Consider the following 22,291-nt stretch of genomic DNA (forward strand, 5'->3'; position numbering starts at 1 on the left):
CATGGAATTGAATACTATTGCACCAGCCGAAGGCGCTAAGCACTACAAGCGTCGCGTCGGTCGCGGTATCGGCTCCGGCCTGGGTAAAACCTCGGGTCGTGGTCACAAAGGTCAGAAATCGCGTTCGGGCGGCTTTCATAAAGTCGGTTTCGAAGGCGGTCAGATGCCTCTGCAACGCCGTCTGCCTAAGCGCGGTTTCAAATCGATGCACGCAACCTTCAAAGCTGAAGTGCGCCTGTCCGATCTGAACAACCTGGCTGTTGGCGATGTCGACATTCTGGTCTTGAAGCAAGCTGGCGTTCTGGGCGTGTTGGCCCGTGACGTGCGCGTGATCTTGTCCGGCGAAATCACCAAAGCGGTGAATTTGAAGGGCTTGAAAGTGTCCGCTGGCGCGAAAGCAGCCATCGAAGCAGCCGGCGGCTCGGTAGCCTGAGTTGACCGCTAACAGCTTGATCGGAGCGAAAATTGGCGACTAATCCACAACTTGCTAAAAGTGCAGCGGCCGGTTTCCCTTGGGGACGGCTCTGGTTTTTGCTTGGCGCATTGGTGGTTTATCGTATCGGTGCTCACGTCCCGGTTCCCGGGATTGACCCGACACAATTAGCCTCGCTGTTCAAGGAGCACGAAGGCGGCGTCCTGGGCATGTTCAACATGTTCTCGGGCGGTGCCTTGTCTCGTTTTACAGTGTTTGCGCTGGGTATCATGCCTTATATCTCGGCCTCGATCATCATGCAGTTGCTGTCGATCGTGTCACCGCAGATGGAAGCGTTGAAAAAAGAAGGCGAAGCAGGTCGTCGCAAGATCACCCAGTACACCCGGTATTTCACGGTTGCCCTGGCACTGTTCCAAGCGTTGGGCATTGCAGTCGCACTGGAGTCGCAAGCTGGTCTCGTGTTGGAACCTGGTCTTGCATTCCGCTTCGTGACGGTCGTCACTTTGTTGACCGGTACAATGTTTTTGATGTGGTTGGGTGAGCAAATTACCGAGCGTGGTTTGGGTAATGGCATCTCGATCATCATTTTTGCCGGGATTGCAGCAGGTCTGCCGTCGGCGTTGGGTGGCTTGTTCACTCAGGTGTCGAATGGTTCGATCGGCAGCTTCAGCGCGATTTTCATCGTGATTCTGGTAGCACTGGTAACGTACTTCGTTGTATTCGTCGAACGTGGTCAGCGCAAAATATTGGTCAATTACGCGAAGCGCCAGGTAGGCAACAAGATTTATGGCGGTCAAACCAGCCATTTGCCGTTGAAGCTGAACATGGCCGGCGTGATCCCGCCGATCTTTGCTTCTTCGATCATCTTGTTTCCGGCCACTATCGTGGACTGGTTTTCGAAGGGCGCCGACAACGCTAACCCTGCGGTGCGGTTCTTGAAAGATTTGGCAGCATCGATGGGGCCTGGTGAGCCTATCCATGCGCTGTTGTACGCAGTGGCGATCGTGTTTTTCTGTTTCTTCTATACAGCGCTGGTGTTTAACAGCAAGGAAACAGCGGATAACTTGAAGAAAAGCGGTGCGTTCATTCCCGGGATCCGTCCAGGCGAGCAAACAGCCCGTTACATCGACAAGATCCTGACACGCTTGACACTTGCCGGCGCAGTCTACATCACCCTGGTGTGTTTATTGCCGGAATTTATGCAAGCCCAGTGGAAAGTACCATTCTATTTCGGCGGTACTTCTTTATTGATTATTGTAGTTGTCACCATGGATTTCATGGCGCAAGTACAGAACTACGTGATGTCGCAGCAATATGATTCGCTGCTGCGCAAAGCAAATTTCAAGGGCGGAATTCCGACGCGTTAAGCGCGGTAAACATACCGAATGGCAAAAGACGACGTCATACAGATGCAGGGCGAGATTCTTGAGAATCTCCCAAATGCAACATTTCGAGTGAAGCTGGAGAACGGACACGTGGTGCTCGGGCATATTTCAGGTAAAATGCGGATGAACTATATTCGCATTCTCCCTGGAGACAAGGTGACGGTGGAGTTAACGCCGTACGACCTGAGCCGAGCCCGCATTGTGTTCCGTACCAAGTAACACACTGAATCAAACCAAAGAAGCGAAAGAAAGAGCCCAAAAATGAAAGTTCTCGCATCAGTCAAGCGGATCTGCCGCAACTGCAAGATCATCAAGCGCAAAGGCGTAGTCCGCGTAATCTGCGTGGAACCACGTCACAAGCAGCGTCAAGGTTAATCGAGGAATAACAAATGGCACGTATTGCAGGGGTTAATATCCCAAATCATCAGCATACCGTTATCGGCCTGACGGCCATCTACGGTGTGGGCCGTCCACGCGCAGAGAAAATCTGTGCATCGACCGGTGTAGCAACCAACAAAAAGATCAAAGATCTGGATGACAGCGAACTGGAAAAACTGCGCGATGAAGTAGGTAAATTCATCGTCGAAGGCGATCTGCGTCGTGAACTGTCCATGAACATCAAGCGTTTGATGGATCTGGGTTGCTACCGCGGCATGCGTCATCGTAAGGGTCTGCCTTGCCGTGGCCAGCGTACGCGTACGAACGCACGTACCCGCAAGGGACCGCGTAAAGCCGCTCAATCGCTGAAAAAATAATCCGCTAGGGAATAATTATGGCTAAGTCGCAAAATAACGCCGCATCAGCACGCGTGCGTAAAAAAGTTAAAAAGAACGTCGCTGAAGGCATTGCACATGTCCACGCTTCGTTCAATAACACCATCATTACCATCACCGATCGTCAAGGCAATGCCTTGTCGTGGGCTACCTCCGGCGGTGCAGGCTTCAAGGGTTCGCGTAAATCGACCCCGTTCGCAGCGCAGGTCGCCGCGGAAGCCGCTGGTAAAGTGGCTGTTGAGTGTGGCGTCAAGAACCTGGAAGTACGTATCAAGGGCCCAGGTCCTGGTCGTGAGTCCGCCGTTCGCGCGCTGAACAACCTGGGCATCAAGATCACCGAGATCCAGGACGTGACGCCGGTACCGCACAACGGTTGCCGTCCACCGAAACGTCGTCGTATCTAAGATAGTGTTGCAGAGGGCGCTTCGGCGCCAGCTGCTTTGCTGTCTGTTGTAACTCAGTACAGTTGTGTGAAATCGCTGGAGCAGGGAGCCGGAAACGGTTATACTGCCCGGCTGTTCTTGCCTGTCAAATTCAATTTGACGGGTTTTTCGTTTTCAGCCACCGTCTGATTGAAACCAAATCAGACTAGCGCCTAACCGCATCAGTGTGTTTCATCATGCATGTGGCTGGGGCGTTATCATTAAAAAAAGGAAGTATCGTGGCACGTTATATCGGACCTAAAGCAAAACTCTCCCGCCGTGAAGGTACTGACCTGTTCCTGAAGAGCGCACGTCGCTCGCTGGACAGCAAGTGCAAACTGGATGTCAAACCAGGCCAGCACGGTGTCAAATCCGGCGCCCGCACCTCGGACTACGGTAACCAACTGCGCGAAAAGCAAAAAGTCAAGCGCATGTACGGCGTGCTGGAACGTCAATTCCGCCGCTACTTCGCTGAAGCAGACCGTCGTAAAGGCAACACCGGCGAAACGCTGTTGAAGTTGCTGGAAACGCGTCTGGACAACGTTTGCTACCGCATGGGCTTTGGCTCGACCCGCGCTGAAGCGCGTCAATTGGTCAGCCACAAAGCGTTCACCGTGAACGGTATCGTTGTCAACATCGCTTCATACGCTGTCAAAGTTGGCGACATCGTTGCTGTTCGTGAAAAATCGAAAAAGCAAGTGCGTATCGTTGAAGCACTGTCGCTGGCTGAACAAGTCGGCATGCCTAGCTGGGTTTCGGTTGATGCCAAGAAAATGGAAGGTACCTTCAAGTCCCTGCCAGAGCGTAACGAAATCGCTAACGACGTCAACGAATCGCTGATCGTCGAGCTGTACTCGCGTTAATAGTAGTTAGCACCATCACCGCCCACTCGATCGAGTGGGCGTTTTACTAATGCCATCAGCCTTATCGGTGTAATGAGCCGAGGGTATTGAAAAGGACATTTCATGCAAAACAGTTTGTTGAAGCCACGTATTATCGATGTTGAAGCTCTCGGTGCCGGTCACGCCAAAGTCGTGATGGAGCCGTTCGAGCGCGGCTATGGCCACACATTGGGTAACGCGTTGCGCCGCGTTCTGCTGTCGTCGATGGTAGGCTATGCGCCAACCGAAGTGACGATCGCTGGCGTCGTCCACGAATATTCCTCCCTCGATGGCGTGCAAGAAGACGTCGTCGATCTGTTGCTGAACTTGAAGGGTGTGGTTTTCAAAGTCCACAACCGCGATTCGGTAACCCTGACCCTGAAAAAAGAAGGCGAAGGCGCGATCCTGGCCTCCGACATCGACCTGCCGCATGACGTCGAACTGATCAACCCTGACCACGTGATCGCCCACCTGACCGCCGGTGGCAAGCTGGACATGCAGATCAAGGTTGAAAAAGGCCGCGGCTACGTTCCTGGTAACGTGCGTCGCCTGTCGGAAGACACGAACAAGACCATCGGTCGCATCATCCTGGACGCGTCGTTCTCGCCAGTGCGCCGTGTATCGTACTTCGTTGAATCGGCCCGCGTTGAACAGCGTACCGACCTGGACAAGCTGATCATCAACATCGAAACCAACGGCGTGATCTCGCCGGAAGAAGCGATCCGCCAGTCGGCCCGCGTTCTGGTGGACCAGTTGAATGTGTTCGCTGCCCTGGAAGGCACGGAAGCTGCCGCCGAAGCGCCATCGCGCGCTCCGCTGGTCGATCCTATCCTGTTGCGTCCAGTCGACGACCTGGAGTTGACCGTGCGTTCGGCGAACTGCCTGAAAGCGGAAAACATCTACTACATCGGCGACCTGATCCAACGTTCGGAAAACGAACTGCTGAAAACGCCAAATCTGGGTCGCAAGTCCCTGAACGAAATCAAGGAAGTGCTGGCATCGCGCGGCTTGACCTTGGGCATGAAGCTGGAAAACTGGCCGCCTGCAGGCCTGGAAAAGTAATTCGTAGTTGTAGCAAACTGCCTGGGACAGGTGTCCCAGGCTTTTATTTTTGAAGTAACAAACCGGCCCGCGATGTTGCACTAGCTTCATCGATCGAAGAGCTGGAATTTAAACACTCACCGAAAGGATTTATCATGCGTCACGGTCACGGCCTCCGTAAACTGAATCGTACCTCGTCCCACCGTCTGGCAATGCTGCGCAACATGACAGTATCGCTGCTGCGTCACGAAGCGATCAAAACCACCCTGCCAAAAGCAAAAGAACTGCGCCGCGTTGTCGAGCCAATTCTGACCCTGGGCAAAACTGACTGCCTGGCAAACAAGCGTCTGGCTTTCAACCGCCTGCGCGATCGTGAAATGGTCTTGAAGCTGTTCGCTGAACTGGGCCCACGTTACGCCAACCGTAACGGCGGCTATGTGCGTATCCTGAAAATGGGTTTCCGCGTCGGCGATAACGCTCCTATGGCGTTCGTTGAACTGATGGATCGTCCAGATACGACCGAAGCAGTTGAAATCGCTGGCGAGTAATCCCAGTAATTGCATCTAAGAAAGCCAGGCCTAGCCTGGCTTTTTTGTTTTCTGCTGCAGCTATCCTTTCAGCGGTGTACTATTCTCCTTTCGCGCCGGCCCGGCACATGCGCTGCCTGCTCCGCGCGTCCTCTGTCGAATGGTTGAAAAGGTAGTTCATGTCCCGTTTCCCCTCCAGCGCCACTGCGGGCGCCGCGCCGCGCCATCCTTTCCTCACCTGGTTTGCGGCCTGCCTCTTCCTGTTGATCGCCGTTTTTGGCGCCGGCCATGCCCGTGCCGACGATGAGTTCCTTGATCCCGAACTGGCTTTCAAATTTTCCGCCCGCATGCAGGACCCGGCCACCATCGCCGTCACCTATGTGATTGCCGATGGTTACTATATGTACCACGAGCGCTTCAAGTTCGACGCCGTGGGCGCCAAGCTGGGCACGCCCGTGTATCCGGCCGGCAAGGTCAAGTTTGACGACACTTTCCAGAAGAACGTGGAAACGTTCCGCAAGACACTCACCATCACCATTCCTGTCGAGGCGGCTGGTGCGTTTACTCTGAAGGCGACGGGACAGGGCTGTTCCGACAAGGGATTGTGCTATGCGCCGCAGGATGCTGCGGCCCAGCTGGTGGGTGGTGGCGGCGGCCAGAGCATGGCGCCCGGTGGCGTGGCATCGAAGTTCGCCTTGCCGGCCGCGCCGGCAGCCGACACGGCGGCCGTCAACGGCCCGCAGGCGCAAGCGTCGCCTGGCGTATCAGTGATAAGCATCGCCACCCCCGATATCACGGCCACGCCCGACCCGGTGGCGGTGGCTCCCGTGGCGGCAAACCCGGCGCCGGCGCAGAACGAGCTGGGCAAGATCGAATCGGCGCTGAAGGGAGGCAAGCTGCTGGTCATCTTGCCCCTGTTCATGTTGCTGGGCCTGGGGCTGGCGTTCACCCCGTGCGTGCTGCCGATGGTGCCGATCTTGTCGTCGATCATCATCGGCGATGGTGCCAAGGTCAGCCGCTCACGTGGCTTGCTGTTGTCGCTGACATACGCGCTGGGCATGGCCATCGTCTACACGGCGCTGGGCGTGGCAGCCGGCTTGGCGGGCGAAGGCCTCGCGGCCAAGCTGCAAAATCCGTGGGTGCTTGGCGTTTTCGCCTTGCTGATGGCGGGCCTGGCGCTGTCGATGTTCGGCTTGTATGAGTTGCAAGTGCCAGCTTTCCTGCAGGGCAAGCTGACATCCGTGTCGAACCAGCAGTCCTCGGGCCGCCTGGCGGGCGTATTTGTCATGGGCGCCATTTCCGCCCTGATTGTGGGGCCATGCGTGGCCGCGCCGCTGGCCGGCGCCTTGCTGTACATCAGCCAGACGCGCGACGTCGTCATCGGCGGCGGCGCCCTGTTCGCCATGGCCGTGGGCATGAGCGTGCCTTTGCTGTTGGTGGGTATTTCGGCCGGCACCTTGCTGCCCCGTGCCGGAGCCTGGATGGATGCCGTCAAGCGCTTCTTTGGTGTGCTGCAATTGGGCGTGGCTTGGTGGCTGGTCTCGCCCGTGCTACCGGGAGCCGTGCAGATGCTGGGCTGGACGGTGCTGTTCGTCGGTTACGGCATGTATCTGCTGGTGGGCAAGAGCGGTGCGAAGAACGCCTGGGTAGCCAAGGCCTTCGGCCTGGTGTTTGCCGTGTTGGGCGTGCTGCAACTGGTCGGCGTGGCCAGCGGTGGGCGCGACCCGCTGGCGCCGTTGGCCCACCTGGGCGGCGGACAGGTACATGCGCAGCCGTTTACGCGCGTGAAAACCGTGGCGCAGCTCGACGCGGCGCTGGCGCAGCTCAATGGCAAGCCAGCCTTGCTGGATTTTTATGCGGACTGGTGCGTGTCCTGCATTGAAATGGAAAAGCTGACCTTTGTCGACCCTGCCGTGCGCGAGAAGATGGGACAAGCCGTGCTGCTGCAAGTGGACGTGACGGCCAATGACGCCGACGACAAGGCCATGCTGAAGCGTTTCCAGTTGTTCGGCCCACCGGGGATCATCATGTTCAACCAGCAGGGGCAGGAAATCGCCCAGTCGCGCGTGATCGGTTTCCAAAATGCATCGACGTTCCTGACTTCCCTGCGCAAGCTCGAGGAGTAGGTCGGGTTAGCCCGTCAGGGCGTAACCCGACACCACCGTACACGCCAACAAAGTTGTTGGGTTACGGTCCTGCGGACCTAATCCTACTTATCCAGCTTTGGGATGCTCCTGCATGCCGTGGTGGCCACCACGATGGCCGCCATGCTTGCCGCCAGGCACGTTGTCATCAAATACTTTCTTTTGCTCCGGCGTCAGTACGGCATAGAAGGTTTTCAGCGAGGCCAAACGGCTTTCCTGGCCAGCGATGCGTTCCTTCGACATGGCAATCCATTGCTCCATACGTTCCGGCGCCGACAGCTTGGCCATCGCTTCGTGCCTGGCCTTCCAGTCGCCCATCGGCTTCTTCGGCGCGTTGGCGGCCGTGAAGGTGGTCCAGGCCGGTTCCTGTGCGGCTGTCAGTTTCAGCTTGTCGTGCAGGCGGGCCTGGTATTTGGCCATGCGTTCGGCGGGATTGCCACCACGGTGCTGGCCGCGCTGGCCGTCATGTTGCATCTTGGTACTGGCGGCAGGCGCACTGGCCGCCGCTTCCTGGGCGTGGACGGTCAGCGATGCCGCACCCATGCCGAGTACGCTCATGGCGATGATCAAGTTCTTGCGCAAGGTTGTCATTGAGGCGTTCATCTGGATTCCTTTGTAAAAGATGAGGGATGTACATGTTGCTGCACATGAATCCATGTTGGACGCGCCATGTTTCCCCGAAGTGTCCGCTGCCAGACAGTTTGTATCTATATGTTTCTTCGGGTCTCCTATATACAAGACGATACAAATGCGTTGTGCAAGGGCGGGGGAAGTGGGGATAATTCGTACCATGGAACCCACTTCTACAATTCTCATCGTCGATGATGACCGCGACATCCGCAGTTTGCTGGCGGACTACCTGGAAACGAACGCCTACCGCACCCTGGGCGCGGCAGATGGCACGGCCATGTGGAAAATCCTCGATGAAACGCGGCCCGACCTGATCGTGCTCGACTTGAACCTGCCGGGTGACGACGGCCTGACCTTGTGCCGCAAACTGCGTGCCCAATCGACGGTGCCGGTGATCATGCTGACGGCGCGCAATGAGCCGCTGGACCGCATCCTGGGCCTGGAAATGGGTGCCGACGATTATTTGCCGAAACCGTTCGAGCCGCGTGAATTGCTGGCGCGCATACGCAGCGTGCTGCGCCGCAGTCACGCCATGCCGTCGAATGCCCCGTCCGACAAGGCGCAGCAAATCCGCTTTTCCGGCTGGACCCTGGACTTGACGGCGCGCCACCTGCTCAATCCCACCGGCCTGGTGATCATGCTGTCGGGCGCCGAGTTCCGCCTGTTGCGCGTGTTCCTGGAACATCCGAACCGCGTGCTCAACCGTGACCAGCTGCTGAACCTGACGCAGGGGCGCGACGCCGACCCGTTCGACCGCTCCATCGATATCCAGATCAGCCGCTTGCGGCAAAAACTCGGTGAAGATGCCCGTTTGCCGCAAATCATCAAGACCGTACGCAACGGCGGCTATGTGCTGGCCGGGCAAGTCAACGTGGAGCCGCACGCGTGAAGGCCTTCCTGGGGTCGATGACGGGCCGTGTATTCATGTTTCTGCTGATCGGCATCGTCGCTTCGGCCGCGCTGACGCAGTGGCTGGCCGTGGGCGAACGCCAACGTGCCATTGAGCAATACCGCGACTATCACGCCGTCGAGCGGGCCGAGCAGCTGGTGATGGCGGCCGACGTGGTGCCGCTGGCTTCGCGCGCCGCCTACCTGAAAGTGGCCAACAAGGGCAGCGTGCGCCTGGAACTGCGTCCCGACACAAAACATGTGCCCGGGGCGCCGACGGAATTTTCCAGCGCCCTGCAAGCCAAGCTGGGCGAGGGCTTCAAGGTCAGCGCGCTGGCCGAACGTCCGGCTGCCTGTATCGAGCCACGCCAGTCGCCGGGCATGTTCGGTGCCAAACCATGGGGCGGTACCTGTGAAAACCTCGACGTGCGCATGCAGGACGGTCACGTGCTGCGTCTGATGGTCTTGCCGCCACGCCAGCAGCCACCGTTCAATGAACATAACGACTGGATGACCCTGCTGCCTTTCCTGATCAGCATCGCCATCCTCGCTTACCTGGTCACGCGCATGACCATGCGTCCGCTCAAACAGCTGGCGCAGGCGGCGAAAGACCTGGGCAACGACATCAACCATCCGCCGCTGACCCTGTCGGGCGCCAGCGAGATCCGGCAGGCCAGTGCCGCCTTCAATGCCATGCAGGCGCGCATACGCCAGCATATTTCCCAGCGTACACAAATGCTGGCCGCCATCACGCATGATTTGCAAACGCCGTTGACGCGCCTGCGCCTGCGCCTGGAAAAAGTGGCCGATACAGAGTTGTATGACCGTCTGGTAGGCGACCTGTCGGCCATGCAGAGCATGGTCAAGGAAGGGCTGGACCTGGCCCGCTCGATGGATAGCACAGAAGCAATGCAGGCGCTCGATCTCGATTCCCTGCTCGACAGCGTCTGCTCCGACGCGGCCGATGCCGGCCAGAATGTAACCCTGGCCGGGCAGGCCAGCATGGCCTTGATGGCCCGTCCCATCGCCATGCGGCGCTGCCTGGTGAACTTGATCGACAATGCCGTCAAATATGGCATATACGCGCAGGTCACCGTCGAGCGTATCGCCGGCGCGGCGCGCATCCGCATCCGCGACGGCGGGCCGGGTATTGCGCCAGATCAACTGGCCAAGGTATTCGAACCGTTTTACCGCATCGAGACATCGCGTTCGCGCGAATCGGGCGGAACGGGCCTGGGCCTGACCATCGCGCGCAACATCGCCGAGCAGCATGGCGCCACGGTCTTGCTGGCCAATCATGGTGACGGTGGACTGGAAGTCACCCTTATCGTGCCAGAGTATTACGCAGGAAAGTGAGCATTTCCGTGCGACAATATTGTGCTTTATGCCCCCCTGGCAACTACATTCAACCTGCAGCCCTGCGCTGCAACAGCGTGACAGAACAATGAAAAAGACTAGTCTGGCAATCCTCGTGGGTGCGGCCCTGTGTATCGGTGGCGGCATCTGGTATTTCAATCATCAGTCCGGCGCGTCGACCGGTGGGCACGATGGCAAAGGGGGCAAGGGCGCACAGGGACCGACCACCGTGAGCGTGGTTGCGCCGCTGCGCCAGGATGTGCCGATGGTGCTGCAAGCCAATGGCAGCGTGATGTCCATCAGCAGCGTCGATCTGCATCCACAGACGACCAGTACGATTACCAAGGTGCACATCCGCGAAGGCCAGTTCGTCAAACAGGGCGAGCTGATGTTCACGCTGGACGCCCGCAGCGAGCACGCGAATGTTGACAAGGCGCAAGCGCAGGTCTTGCGCGACCGCGCCTCGGTGCTGGATCTCGAACGCCAGCTCAAGCGCAGCCAGGATTTGCTGAGCAAGAACTTCATCGCCCAGGGCGCCGTGGACACCCTGCAAAGCCAGCTGGACGCGGCACGCGGCTTGCTGGCTGCCGACCAAGCCGCCTTGCGCGCCGCCCAGGTCGATTCCAGCTACACCGTCCTGCGCGCGCCGCAGGGGGGCCGTGTGGGCGCCATCAGTGTCTACGCGGGCAGCCTGGTGCAGCCGACCACTTCGCTCACAAGCATCACCCAGCTCGACCCGATCGATGTGGTGTTCACTTTGCCGGAAAGTAGCCTGTCGGGCTTGCTGACGGCGCAGAAGGCGGGCGAGGTAGCGGTCAAGGCGCTGCTGTCGGACGCGGGTGGCAAGCAGCTGGAAGGCAAACTGAACTTTATCGATAATGCCGTCGATCCCGCCACGGGCGTGATCAAGGTCAAGGCCCGCTTCAATAATGGCGGTACCGACTTGTGGCCCGGCCAGTATGTGAATACGCAGCTGACGGTGCGCACGCTCAAGGATGCGCTGGTCATCCCGCAAAACGCCATCATCACCAATACCACGGGCGTCTTCGTGTATTCGATGGAGCCAGATAACACCGCCAAGGTGCGCAAGATTGCGCGCGTGTATGCGTTTGGCCCGAATGCCGTCGTGACCGGATTGACCGGTGATGAAAAAATCATCGTCGATGGCAAGCAGAACCTGCGTCCGGGCGGCAAGGTGCGCCTGGCGGAAAAACACAAGGCAGCCGATGGCGCCGCCGCACCGCAAGGCAAGCCAGCATGAATCTGTCCGAACTGAGCATCCGCCGCCCCGTCATGGTGGTGCTGCTATCCCTCTCCATCATCCTGGCCGGCGTGCTGGCGTATGGCCACATTCCCGTGGCGGCCTTGCCGAGCTACAACACGCCCGTCATCAACGTCAGCGCCGACCTGGCAGGCGCCAGCCCCGATACCATGGCGTCGTCCGTGGCCTTGCCGTTGGAGAAGCAGTTTTCCACCATTGCCGGCCTGAGCCTGATCACCTCCACGAGTACCCTGGGCAATACATCGCTGACCCTGGAGTTTGACGCCAGCATCAATGTCAACGAGGCCGCCGTCGACGTGCAGGCGGCCCTGCTGCGCGCTCAGCGCCAGTTGCCGACGGAAATGACGGACTTGCCGTCCTACCGCAAAGTCAATCCGGCCGATGCGCCCGTGCTGTTCATCCAGATGACGTCGCCATCGCTGAACTTGTCGGATCTGAATGATTATGCGGAAAACCTGATCGCGCCCAGCCTGTCGACCTTGCCTGGCGTGGCCCAGGTCAGCGTGAATGGCCAGAAACGCTTTGCCGTGCGCGTGCGCGCCCGTGCCGACCTGATGAACGCGCGCAACCTGACCATGGACGAGCTGGCCACAGCGCTGCGCGCCTCGAACACGAATTCGCCGCTGGGCATCCTCGACGGCCCCAGCCAGACCTTGACCATCCAGGGCAACCCGCAGATGATGAAGGCGGCCGATTTTGCCGAACTCATCGTCGCCACGCGCAACGGCCAGCCTGTGCGCCTGAAGGAAGTGGCCGAGGTGGAAGACAGTTTCCAATCGACCAAGACGGCCGGCAGTTTCAATGGCGAGCGCTCGATCACCTTGCTGGTGCAGCGCCAACCGGATGCGAACACCGTGCAAGTGGTCGATGCCGTGCGCAAGCTCTTGCCGGGTTTCAAGGCACAATTGCCTGCTTCCATCCAGATCAGCCTGGTCAATGACCGTTCCGTCTCGATCCGTGAAGCCATTCACGACGTCAACCTGACCCTGGCCTTGACGGTGATCCTGGTGGTGCTGGTGATCTTTTTGTTCCTGCACCGTGCGGCGGCCACCTTCATTCCGGCCGTCACCATGCCCATTTCCCTGCTCGGTGCGCTGGCCCTGCTGTACTGGCTTGGCTACAGCCTCGACAACGTTTCCCTGCTGGGCATTACCCTGGCCGTGGGCCTGGTGGTCGACGATGCCATCGTGGTGCTCGAAAACATCGTGCGCCATATCGAGATGGGCAAGAAGCCGATCCAGGCGGCCCTCGTGGGCGCCAAGGAAATGGGGTTCACCATCATCTCGATTTCCGTCTCGCTGGTGGCCGTGTTCATCCCCATTTTCTTCATGCCGGGCGTGATCGGCTTGCTGTTCCACGAGTTTGCCGTCGTCGTCTCGCTGTCCATCCTCGTGTCGGCCATCGTGTCGCTGACCCTGGTGCCGATGCTGGCCAGTCGCTTCCTGCCGGCCGATACACGCGAACACAATGACAGCGATCCCACGCATGGCGAGAAGTCCTTCATCGGCCGCCATTTCGAAGCGGGTTTCACGAAATTGCGCAACGGCTATGTCCATTTGCTCGACAAGGCCCTGGCGCATCGTAACGTGGTGCTGTTCATCGCCGTGTGCACGTTTGCGCTGACGGTGCTGCTGTATGCGACCATTCCGAAAGGTTTCTTCCCCGAGGAAGACCTGGGCCAGATCCAGGTGAATACGGAAGCGTCGGAGGATATTTCCTCGGCGGCATTGCAGGACTTGCAAGCCCGCGTGGCGGCCGTGCTCAAGGCGGACCCCAGCGTGCAGGATGTGACCTCGTTCGTCGGCGGCGGCAACACGGGCCGCATGTTCATGGTATTAAAACCGCGCAGCGAGCGGCCGAAAATGCCCGTGGTGCTGGAAAACCTGCGCCGCGCGACGAGCACCGTGCCCGGCATGGCCGTGTATTTCCGCCCCGTGCAAAACTTGCAGTTGGGTGGGCGCCAGAGCAAGAGCCGCTACCAGTACACCTTGCAAAGCGTCAGTCCCGATGCCTTGAATGACTGGGCGGAAAAGTTTATTGCCGGCATGCGCGCCGATCCCGCCTTCCGCGACGTCACCAGCGATTCGCAGATCAAGGGCTTGCAGGCCTCCCTCAGGATCGACCGCGACAAGGCCAATCTGCTGGGCGTGCAAATGTCCGATATCCGCACGGCCCTGTACAGCGCCTTCGGCGAGCGGCAAGTATCGACCATCTATTCCTCGGCAGCGAGCTACTACGTGATCCTGGAAGCGGCCACGCAGGACCGCCAGTATGACGATGCGCTCACGCGCGTGTCCGTGCGCAGCAAGACGGGCGAGCTGGTGAAACTGTCGAGTATTGCCTACGTGGAACGCACCATCGGTCCCACGGCCGTGAATCACCAGGGGCAACTGCAGGCCGTCACGATCGCCTTCAACCTGGCGCCGGACGTGCCGCTGGGCATCGCCACGGGCAAGATCGATGTGATGGGCAAGGAAATGAGCTTGCCGGCCTCCATCATCACGCGTTACGGCGGCGATGCGGCCGTGTTCCAGGATTCGCAGTCCAGCCAGATCATCCTCATCATTGCCGCGCTGGCCGTCATCTATGTGCTGCTCGGCGTGCTGTATGAAAGTTATATCCACCCGCTGACCATCCTGGCCGGCTTGCCGTCGGCGGCCGTGGGCGCCTTGCTGACCCTGCGCCTGTTCGGCATGGATCTGACGATGATCGCCATTATCGGCATCTTGATGCTGATCGGTATCGTCAAGAAAAACGCCATCATGATGATCGACTTTGCCCTGCATGCGCAGCGCAACGAAGGCATGAGCCCGCCTGAAGCCATCCGCCAGGCTTGCATCTTGCGTTTCCGCCCCATCATGATGACATCGGCGGCGGCCCTGATGGGCGCCTTGCCCATCGCCCTGGGCCTGGGCGCCGGCGCCGAACTGCGCCAGCCGCTGGGCTTGGCAGTGGTCGGTGGATTGTTGTTTTCACAAGTGATTACCCTGTTCATCACCCCCGTCATCTATTTGTTCCTGGACAAGTACAGCGGCACGGGGCCGATGACGGACGAGCAACTGGTGCTACTCGACAACAAGGCTTGAGCGCGTGCGTGCCCCGTGGGCCCTTGACCGGCGCCCCATTCCTGCGTGAATGGGGCGCCGGTTTTGTATGGGCAGTGATACATACGGTAACAACCGTCAAGAGACGGCTCGGGTACTCTGTTTAGCGCTGCAAGGAATGTCTCTATCCTGTACGCTTCGGGTTGGAAAGGCCGAGGAAGTGTTCCCAAAAGCAAGGGACTCTGGCACTATGGCTGCCCTGTAATGTTATTTCTTCGCTACACAGAAAGCACGATTCATTTTGCATGACACGACCCATTTGTTGGCTGCCGATTCCGATGTTTGCCCCACTTGCGGGCAAGTAATCCAGCCACCACCGGCCTACGGGTCCAAGACCAGCACCACGCGCAAGGTTGCGCTCGGGGTGTCCGTCTTGCTGCACGTGCTGCTGGCGGCGTATGTCCTGTTGCGCAGCGACAAGATCGAAAAGATTCCGCCGCCGAAGAAGGAAAGCGCGATGGTCTACATCGCGCCGCTGAAGGACAAGCCGCAACCGAAGCCGCAGCCCAAGCCCACGCCGAAACCCAAAGACACGAAAGTGGCCAAGGTGAAACCGCCGCCGGCCCCGAGCAAGCGCGTGGTCACAAAAGACGTGCCGCGCGACAAGCCGAAACTGGAAACCTACACGCCGCCGCTGGTGTCGAAAGTGCCGTTGCCGCCGCCGCCGGCTGAAGACATGAGCTCGATGATCGAGCAGCGCCGCAAGCAGCGCGAGGCGCAGAACCCCACGCCACCGGCCGAGGAAAGCGAAAACGACCGCGCCATGCGCGTGGCCAAGGCGAATATCGCTGGCGCCCAGGGGCGTAATTCCGGTAGCGACCGCGAGGATTCGGGTGGCGTGTTTTCCATCGTCAACCAGACTTCGTTCAGCGCGGAAGTCAAGTTCAAGGGCTGGAATGGCAACTTCAAACGCAACTGGCTGAAGCAGGAAAAAGTCGAACTGGGCAATGAGCCCGATATCGAAACGGCCATCATCAAGAAGATGATCCAGCTGATCCGCGCCGAAAAACCTGGTGATTTCATCTGGGAATCGCGGCGCCTGGGGCGCAACGTCAACCTCAGCGCCAGAGTGGAAGACACGGCCGAGCTGAGCGCTTTCCTGCGCCAGGAATTCTTTTCGGAGAAGCGGCCAGGGCCGGGACGGCGCTAGGAACTCGCTGCAATAAAAAAGGCTGCACCGTGTGAACGGGCAGCCTTTTTTTACGTCGCGTTGATGTCGATCAAGCCGGTTTGTCCGACTCCGGCTCGACGTCGTCTTCCATGTCGATCAGTTCGACCATCTGGGCCGCACCGTCTTCGCTGATGCCGGCCAGTTCCATGATCTTGTCATTGGCTTCGTCGATGCCGACGCGTTTCAAGGCCGAGAACAGTTGCACGGTGAACGGGAAGCCGACGCCGTCTTCATCCACATAGCTGTCGAGCTTGGCTTTCGCCTGGCGCAGCGCGTTGACAGACTCATTGCGGTTGAGCTTATCGACCTTCGTCAGGATGCAGTGGATCGGCTTGCCCGTCGGGGCGAACCATTCCAGCATCTGGATGTCCAGGTCGGTGAACGGACGGCGCGAATCCATGATCAGGATCAAGCCGGCCAATTGTTCGCGGCGTTGCACGTAGTCGCCCAGCAGGCGCTGCCAGTGCAATTTGGCCGAGCCCGAAACTTCCGCGTAGCCGTAGCCAGGCAAGTCGACCAGCAGGCATTCGATCTCTTCGACGATGGTGGCATCCTTGCGGTGCTGCGCCACGTGGGCGCCGCCGATGGAGAAGTAGTTGATGTGCTGGGTACGGCCAGGTGTCTTGGAGGCGAACGCCAAGCCTTTCTGATTACACAAGATGTTGATGGCGGTCGATTTACCGGCATTGGAGCGGCCGGCAAAGGCGATTTCCGGCACCGTGGTATCGGGCAGGTCACGCAATTGGTTGACGGTCGTAAAGAAGCGGGCTTGCCAGAGTTTTGACATGGGAGTAGTAAAGCAACAAAAGAGAGCGATAAGGGAGCGATAACGCCAAGAAGCTATTGTACAATAAGGGGTTGTTTATTGTTGCCGGCGTAGCAGCGATGCGGCTTGCGGCCCTGAAAATAAAGCAAAAATCCACAGGGCGCGGCAATGTCCACCACTAATTTCTCACTGTCTCAGGGTGCCTGAATGAATCGTGCGTTTTCACCGTTGTTCAAATCCATGTTGCTCGCTTTGCTGGCTGTATCGGCAACTGCTTCCGCTGTCGAAGCACCGAAACCGGCCGTCAAGGCCGACGCTGCCAAGGGTGCTACCCTGTACGCCGATGGAGATGCGGCGCGCGGCTTGCCTGCCTGCGTATCCTGCCATGGTGCTGCCGGCAACTCGACCATCACGGTCAACCCGAAGCTGGCCGGCCAGCATGAAAGCTATATCTACAAGCAACTGGTCGATTTCACCACGCCGGAGCGCAACCAGCCCGTCATGACGACCTATGCCAAGATGCTCAGCGACGCCGACAAGAAGAATATCGCCGCTTACCTGGGCGCGCAGCTGTCCAAGCCGGGTGCCGCGAAAAACAAGGATACTATCGATTTGGGCAAGAAAATTTACCGTGGTGGCATTGCTTCCAAGCAAGTTGCTGCCTGCGCCAGCTGTCATGGCGCGACGGGCAATGGTCTTCCCGTTCAGTATCCACGCATCGCCGGCCAGCACCAGGACTACACAGTGGCCCAGCTGAGCATGTTCCGCAGCACCAAGGCTGATGCCCGCAAGAACAGCGCGCAAATGCACACCATTGCCGCCCGCATGTCGGATGACGAGATTGCCGCCGTAGCCGACTATATCGCCGGCCTGAAGTAAGTTTTCATATTGGCAAGAGATTGCCAGGCGCACCAGCGCGCATGAAGAGGGCGGCCGTCTCAACGGGCTGCCCTTTTTTATGGCAGGGGGCAAACAGGAGTATGCTGCCGCCTTGCGCGGAGAAACTATCTGCTCCATGCCACATTTTCTTGAAGATTGCATATCCCGTATGAGTATCCACGTATGAGCACAGGCACGACCGGAATCGAGTTAAAGACACAACGCCGCAGCCTGGCTGAATTCGTCGAGCTGGTCTCGTCGATGCGCTTTGCCATCAGCTTGCTGACCCTGATCGCTGTCGCCTCTATTATCGGCACCGTGCTCAAGCAGAACGAGCCCATGCCCAATTATGTGAACCAGTTCGGTCCGTTCTGGTTCGCCGTCTTTGACAAGCTGAGCCTGTATTCAGTGTATTCGGCCTGGTGGTTCCTGGTGATCATGGGTTTCCTCGTCGCCTCGACCTCGCTGTGCATCGTGCGCAATGCGCCGAAGATGCTCAAGGATATGCGCAGCTGGCGCGACAATGTGCGCGAGCAATCCTTGCGCAATTTCCATCACAAGATGGAATGGCAGGCGCCGCTGCCGCGTGCCGTGCTGGCGCAGCAAATGGTGATGCGCCTGAAAGACAGCGGCTATGCTGCCAAGGTGGTCGAGAAGGACAATGCCACCCTGGTGGCGGCCAAGCGGGGCGCCGCCAATAAATGGGGCTATATCTTTGCCCACGGCGCCATCGTCATTATCTGCGTGGGCGGCTTGCTCGATTCGGAAATGCCGATCCGCGTACAGCAATGGTTCTTTGGCAAGACGCCGTTTTCCGGCAGCGGCGTGATCGCCGACATTCCCGCCCAGCACCGTTTGAGCCTGTCAAATCCCACTTTCCGCGGTAACACCATGATCCCGGAAGGCTCGTCGAGCAACACGGCCATCATTCCCCAGGCCGATGGCGTGCTGATCCAGGATCTGCCGATCACGATTTTGCTGAAGAAATTCCATATCGATTTCTACAGCACGGGCATGCCCAAGCTGTTTGCCAGCGATGTCGTCATCACCGATCATGTAACGGGAGAAAGTTTTCCTGCCACCATCAAAGTCAACCAACCCTTGCTGTACAAGGGCCTGGCCCTGTACCAGTCCAGCTTTGAGGATGGCGGCAGCAAGCTCAAGTTGACGGGTTTTCCCATGACGGGCAAGACGACGAAACGTTTCGATATCGGCGGCGAAGTGGGCGGCAGTACGCCGCTCGAGCGCAGCGACGGCAATTCCTACACGGTGGAATGGTCGGGTTTCCGTCCGTTTAACGTGGAAAACCTCAGCGCCGGCCAGGATGTGCGCGCCGTCAGCAAGGCGGAGAGTTTCAACGATAAATTTGCCGTCGGCCTGGACAAGCGCCTCGGTTCGGCCGCGAAGAATGCCCATAACAAGGATCTCAAGAATGTGGGCCCCTCGGTGCAATACAAATTGCGCGACAAGACGGGCCAGGCACGCGAATACCAGAATTACATGCAGCCCGTCACCGTGGATGGCACGACGGTGTTCCTGGCCGGCATGCGCGTCAATCCCAGCGACCCGTTCAGCTATCTGCGCATTCCCGCCGATGACAATTACAGCGTAAGCGAGTGGATGCGTTTGCGTGCCGCACTGCAAGATCCCGCGCTGCGCCAGCAGGCTGCCACGCGCTATGCGGCGCGCGCCATGCCGCAAGCGGGGGCGGAAGCCTTGCGCGGCCAGTTGCAGGAATCGGCGGCGAAGAGCCTGGGTATTTTTGCCGGCAATGGGCAAGAGGGCGGTTTCCTGGCCATTTCGCGTTTCCTGGAGAAAATCCCCGCCGCCGAGCAGGAAAAAGCGGCCGATATCTTCATGAAGATCTTGAATGGCAGCCTGTGGGACTTGTGGCAGGCGGCGCGCGCCCAGGATGGCTTGAAAGCCATCGAGGCCGATGACAAGCACGGCCGTTTCCTGCAACTGGCAACGAATGCGCTGTCCGACAGCTTTTTCTATGGCGCACCCGTGTATTTGCAACTGGACGACTTCACGGAAATCAAGGCGTCCGTGCTGCAGGTGACGCGTTCGCCGGGCAAGAGCGTGGTGTACCTCGGTTGTCTGTTCCTCGTGATCGGCGTGTTTTCCATGTTTTATATCCGCGAGCGCCGCCTGTGGGTGTGGATCAAGGATGGAGAAGGCGGCAGCGAAGCCTTGATGGCCATGAGCACGCAACGCAAGACGCTGGATTTTGAAAAAGAATTTGAGACTTTGAAGGCAAAGCTGCCGCAATCGGCGTAAGCTGCGCTGTGTCCGGGACGCTTGCGCGTCGCCGGGAATGGAGAAAATGATGGAATTGGCAAACAAGCAAATATATACGCAGGAACCAGGATTTTTCAAGCGCCTGAGTCTGATCGATTGGCTGTATGGCGCCGGCTTGCTGGCGGCCTCGCTGTTCGGCTTGATGCGCTTTGGCGCCTTCATGGATATCTATGAAAAGGCCATCTTGCTGGCAGCGGCGCCCACGTTCGCGTGGCTAGGCTGGTACTGGAAGCCCGTGCGCTGGCTGATCCCCCTGGCGGCCGTGCTGTCGCTGTTCGCCATCGAGCTGTACTCGGGCCATCTGGAGATGGCGAATCAGAAATTCTTCCTGAAATATATCTTGTCGAGCCAGTCCGCCATCCTGTGGATGGGTACCCTGTTCGTGCTGTCGACGCTGTTCTACTGGATCGGCCTGGTAGCGCGCTCGGAATTCGGCTCGTCCGTCGGCTCCCTGCTGTGCTGGGCCGGCGTGGTGCTGGGCCTGACAGGCATGCTGGTGCGCTGGTACGAGTCTTACCTGATCGGCGCCGACGTGGGCCACATTCCCGTGTCGAACCTGTATGAAGTGTTCATCCTGTTCTCGCTGATCACGGCCATGTTCTACCTGTATTACGAGCAGCATTATGCGACGCGCCAACTGGGCGCCTTCGTCATGCTGGTCATTTCGGCGGCCGTGGTGTTCCTGATGTGGTACACGGTCACGCGCGACGCGGCGGAAATCCAGCCGCTGGTGCCGGCCTTGCAAAGCTGGTGGATGAAGATCCACGTGCCGGCCAACTTCATCGGCTACGGCACCTTTGCCCTGTCGGCCATGGTGGCGGCGGCGTATCTGCTCAAATCGAGCGGCTACCTGGTTGACCGCCTGCCGTCGCTGGAAGTGCTCGACGACGTCATGTACAAGGCCATTTCCGTGGGCTTCGCTTTCTTCACGGTAGCGACCATCCTGGGTGCGCTGTGGGCGGCCGAAGCATGGGGCGGCTACTGGTCGTGGGACCCGAAAGAAACCTGGGCGCTGATCGTCTGGCTCAACTATGCAGCCTGGCTGCACATGCGCCTGATGACGGGCTTGCGCGGCCGCGTCGCTTCGTGGTGGGCGCTGGTGGGCTTGCTGGTGACGACGTTTGCCTTCCTGGGCGTGAATATGTTCCTGTCCGGCCTGCATTCTTACGGTAAATTGTAAAAGCGCCCGAGAAAAAGCCCATGGCAGCCTTGCCTTGCCCTGAACTTTTTAGGACACTTTGCTAACGATTTTTTTCATGACAGAAGCGTCATGAACGGCCCGGGAAAACTGGTGTAAGGTATAAACAATCACCTTTTCCCGGAGCCGCCATGTTGATCAAGCGCAGTCCAAACGGCATCGAATTGCCGTATTCTTCCGAAATTACGCCGCGTGCCGTGTTTGAATCGCGCCGCAGCTTCATCAAGCAAGTAGCGCTGGGTTCGATATCCAGCGCGGCCTTGCTGGAAATGGCCAGCCGCGAAGCGTTCGCGCAAGGCACGAATCCCAAGCTGGCTGCCAAGCTCAATCCCGCCTATTCAGCGCTGGAAAAGCAGACGGCCTATAAAGACGCCACCAGCTACAACAATTTCTACGAATTCGGCACGGACAAGAGCGACCCTGCGCAAAACGCTGGCACCCTGCGCACGCGGCCGTGGACAGTCAGTATCGAAGGCGAAGTGAAAAAGCCGATGACCCTGGATCTCGATGCCTTGCTGAAGCTGGCGCCGCTGGAAGAGCGCGTGTACCGGCTGCGCTGCGTGGAAGGCTGGTCGATGGTCATCCCGTGGGTCGGTTATTCCTTCTCGGAAATCATCAAGAAGGTCGAGCCGACGGGCAATGCCAAGTACGTGGAATTCATCACCCTGGCCGACAAGAAGCAAATGCCGGGCGTGGGCAGCCGCGTGCTGCAGTGGCCCTATACGGAAGGCTTGCGCATCGATGAAGCGAACCATCCGCTGGCGCTGCTGACCCTGGGCATGTATGGCGAAACCTTGCCGAACCAGAACGGCGCGCCCGTGCGCATGGTCTTGCCGTGGAAATATGGTTTCAAGTCAGCCAAATCCATCGTCAAGATCCGTTTCGTCAAGGAACAGCCGCGCACCTCGTGGAACCTGTCGGCGCCGTCCGAATACGGTTTTTACTCGAATGTGAACCCGAACGTCGATCATCCGCGCTGGTCGCAAGCTTCCGAGCGGCGCATTGGCGAAGACGGTTTTCTCGCGCGCAAGCGCAAGACCCTGATGTTCAACGGCTACAACGATGTCGCTTCCTTGTATGCGGGCATGGATCTGAAGAAGTTTTTTTAAG

Annotated in this window: 21 protein-coding genes; 19 read left to right on the top strand and 2 right to left on the bottom strand. The window is 58.8% G+C overall.

The genetic code is table 11. From position 1 onward, the window contains the following. Position 1 precedes the first annotated feature (1 nt). The 10 genes from rplO to dsbD all read left to right on the top strand — a co-directional run bounded on the left by rplO (position 2) and on the right by dsbD (position 7,588). The gene (gene rplO, locus ACQ4WZ_RS23295) at positions 2-433 is read left to right on the top strand and encodes a 50S ribosomal protein L15 (RefSeq protein WP_034753211.1); all 432 of its coding nucleotides are present in this window, start codon (positions 2-4) and stop codon (positions 431-433) included. Between the two features lie 32 nt (positions 434-465). Further along, positions 466-1,800 (top strand): preprotein translocase subunit SecY, encoded by a 1,335-nt coding sequence (gene secY, locus ACQ4WZ_RS23300; protein ID WP_010394438.1) that lies wholly within the window; start codon positions 466-468, stop codon positions 1,798-1,800. Positions 1,801-1,818: 18 nt separating this feature from the next. Continuing rightward, positions 1,819-2,037: a translation initiation factor IF-1 gene (gene infA / locus ACQ4WZ_RS23305; protein ID WP_005663428.1), complete on the top strand. Its 219-nt coding sequence runs from the start codon at positions 1,819-1,821 to the stop codon at positions 2,035-2,037. A gap of 42 nt (positions 2,038-2,079) precedes the next feature. Next, positions 2,080-2,193: a 50S ribosomal protein L36 gene (gene rpmJ, locus ACQ4WZ_RS23310; RefSeq protein WP_010394471.1), complete on the top strand. Its 114-nt coding sequence runs from the start codon at positions 2,080-2,082 to the stop codon at positions 2,191-2,193. A 14-nt stretch (positions 2,194-2,207) separates the two neighbouring features. Continuing rightward, positions 2,208-2,573 (top strand): 30S ribosomal protein S13, encoded by a 366-nt coding sequence (gene rpsM / locus ACQ4WZ_RS23315; protein ID WP_046681666.1) that lies wholly within the window; start codon positions 2,208-2,210, stop codon positions 2,571-2,573. A gap of 17 nt (positions 2,574-2,590) precedes the next feature. Then, on the top strand, positions 2,591-2,995 hold the full coding sequence (gene rpsK, locus ACQ4WZ_RS23320) for a 30S ribosomal protein S11 (RefSeq protein ID WP_010394475.1): 405 nt from the start codon (positions 2,591-2,593) through the stop codon (positions 2,993-2,995). Between the two features lie 257 nt (positions 2,996-3,252). Continuing rightward, on the top strand, positions 3,253-3,876 hold the full coding sequence (gene rpsD / locus ACQ4WZ_RS23325; RefSeq protein WP_010394478.1) for a 30S ribosomal protein S4: 624 nt from the start codon (positions 3,253-3,255) through the stop codon (positions 3,874-3,876). A gap of 102 nt (positions 3,877-3,978) precedes the next feature. Beyond that, entirely contained in the window at positions 3,979-4,956 is a 978-nt protein-coding gene (locus tag ACQ4WZ_RS23330; RefSeq protein WP_008444343.1) for a DNA-directed RNA polymerase subunit alpha, read from the top strand. A 134-nt stretch (positions 4,957-5,090) separates the two neighbouring features. Beyond that, entirely contained in the window at positions 5,091-5,483 is a 393-nt protein-coding gene (gene rplQ / locus ACQ4WZ_RS23335; protein WP_010394482.1) for a 50S ribosomal protein L17, read from the top strand. Between the two features lie 158 nt (positions 5,484-5,641). Further along, the gene (gene dsbD, locus ACQ4WZ_RS23340; protein WP_436574621.1) at positions 5,642-7,588 is read left to right on the top strand and encodes a protein-disulfide reductase DsbD; all 1,947 of its coding nucleotides are present in this window, start codon (positions 5,642-5,644) and stop codon (positions 7,586-7,588) included. 87 nt (positions 7,589-7,675) lie between these two features. Here the strand turns inward: dsbD and ACQ4WZ_RS23345 are convergent, their stop codons facing one another. Next, positions 7,676-8,209, bottom strand: a complete 534-nt coding sequence (locus tag ACQ4WZ_RS23345; RefSeq protein WP_436574622.1) for a Spy/CpxP family protein refolding chaperone — start codon at positions 8,207-8,209, stop codon at positions 7,676-7,678. Positions 8,210-8,396: 187 nt separating this feature from the next. On the opposite strand from ACQ4WZ_RS23345, the gene ACQ4WZ_RS23350 reads away from it, so the two are divergent. From ACQ4WZ_RS23350 to ACQ4WZ_RS23370, 5 genes are all read left to right on the top strand, one after another. After that, the gene (locus ACQ4WZ_RS23350; protein ID WP_101483586.1) at positions 8,397-9,125 is read left to right on the top strand and encodes a response regulator; all 729 of its coding nucleotides are present in this window, start codon (positions 8,397-8,399) and stop codon (positions 9,123-9,125) included. Next, entirely contained in the window at positions 9,122-10,480 is a 1,359-nt protein-coding gene (locus tag ACQ4WZ_RS23355) for an ATP-binding protein (protein ID WP_436574623.1), read from the top strand. Before ACQ4WZ_RS23350 ends, ACQ4WZ_RS23355 begins: the two co-directional genes overlap by 4 nt. Before the next feature lie 88 nt (positions 10,481-10,568). Further along, a complete protein-coding gene (locus ACQ4WZ_RS23360; RefSeq protein ID WP_436574624.1) occupies positions 10,569-11,741 on the top strand; it encodes an efflux RND transporter periplasmic adaptor subunit in 1,173 nt (390 codons plus the stop codon). Beyond that, positions 11,738-14,848: an efflux RND transporter permease subunit gene (locus tag ACQ4WZ_RS23365; RefSeq protein ID WP_436574625.1), complete on the top strand. Its 3,111-nt coding sequence runs from the start codon at positions 11,738-11,740 to the stop codon at positions 14,846-14,848. Before ACQ4WZ_RS23360 ends, ACQ4WZ_RS23365 begins: the two co-directional genes overlap by 4 nt. Positions 14,849-15,107: 259 nt before the next feature. Further along, complete coding sequence (locus ACQ4WZ_RS23370) at positions 15,108-16,016, top strand: hypothetical protein (protein WP_180338561.1); 909 nt, start codon at positions 15,108-15,110, stop codon at positions 16,014-16,016. 70 nt (positions 16,017-16,086) lie between these two features. Here the strand turns inward: ACQ4WZ_RS23370 and yihA are convergent, their stop codons facing one another. Further along, on the bottom strand, positions 16,087-16,824 hold the full coding sequence (yihA, locus tag ACQ4WZ_RS23375) for a ribosome biogenesis GTP-binding protein YihA/YsxC (RefSeq protein ID WP_077398853.1): 738 nt from the start codon (positions 16,822-16,824) through the stop codon (positions 16,087-16,089). A gap of 186 nt (positions 16,825-17,010) precedes the next feature. Between yihA and ACQ4WZ_RS23380 the strand changes: the two genes are divergently transcribed. The 4 genes from ACQ4WZ_RS23380 (at position 17,011) to msrP (ending at position 22,290) form a co-directional block, all read left to right on the top strand. Next, a complete protein-coding gene (locus tag ACQ4WZ_RS23380; RefSeq protein ID WP_101483590.1) occupies positions 17,011-17,682 on the top strand; it encodes a c-type cytochrome in 672 nt (223 codons plus the stop codon). Between the two features lie 183 nt (positions 17,683-17,865). Next, positions 17,866-19,962: a cytochrome c biogenesis protein ResB gene (locus tag ACQ4WZ_RS23385; RefSeq protein WP_101483591.1), complete on the top strand. Its 2,097-nt coding sequence runs from the start codon at positions 17,866-17,868 to the stop codon at positions 19,960-19,962. 49 nt (positions 19,963-20,011) lie between these two features. Further along, complete coding sequence (ccsB, locus tag ACQ4WZ_RS23390; RefSeq protein WP_219136222.1) at positions 20,012-21,163, top strand: c-type cytochrome biogenesis protein CcsB; 1,152 nt, start codon at positions 20,012-20,014, stop codon at positions 21,161-21,163. A 149-nt stretch (positions 21,164-21,312) separates the two neighbouring features. Then, positions 21,313-22,290, top strand: a complete 978-nt coding sequence (gene msrP / locus ACQ4WZ_RS23395; RefSeq protein ID WP_101483593.1) for a protein-methionine-sulfoxide reductase catalytic subunit MsrP — start codon at positions 21,313-21,315, stop codon at positions 22,288-22,290. The last annotated feature ends 1 nt before the right edge of the window (position 22,291 follow it).

It is taken from the genome of Janthinobacterium darwini, assembly GCF_051380905.1.
Lineage (GTDB): Bacteria > Pseudomonadota > Gammaproteobacteria > Burkholderiales > Burkholderiaceae_D > Janthinobacterium.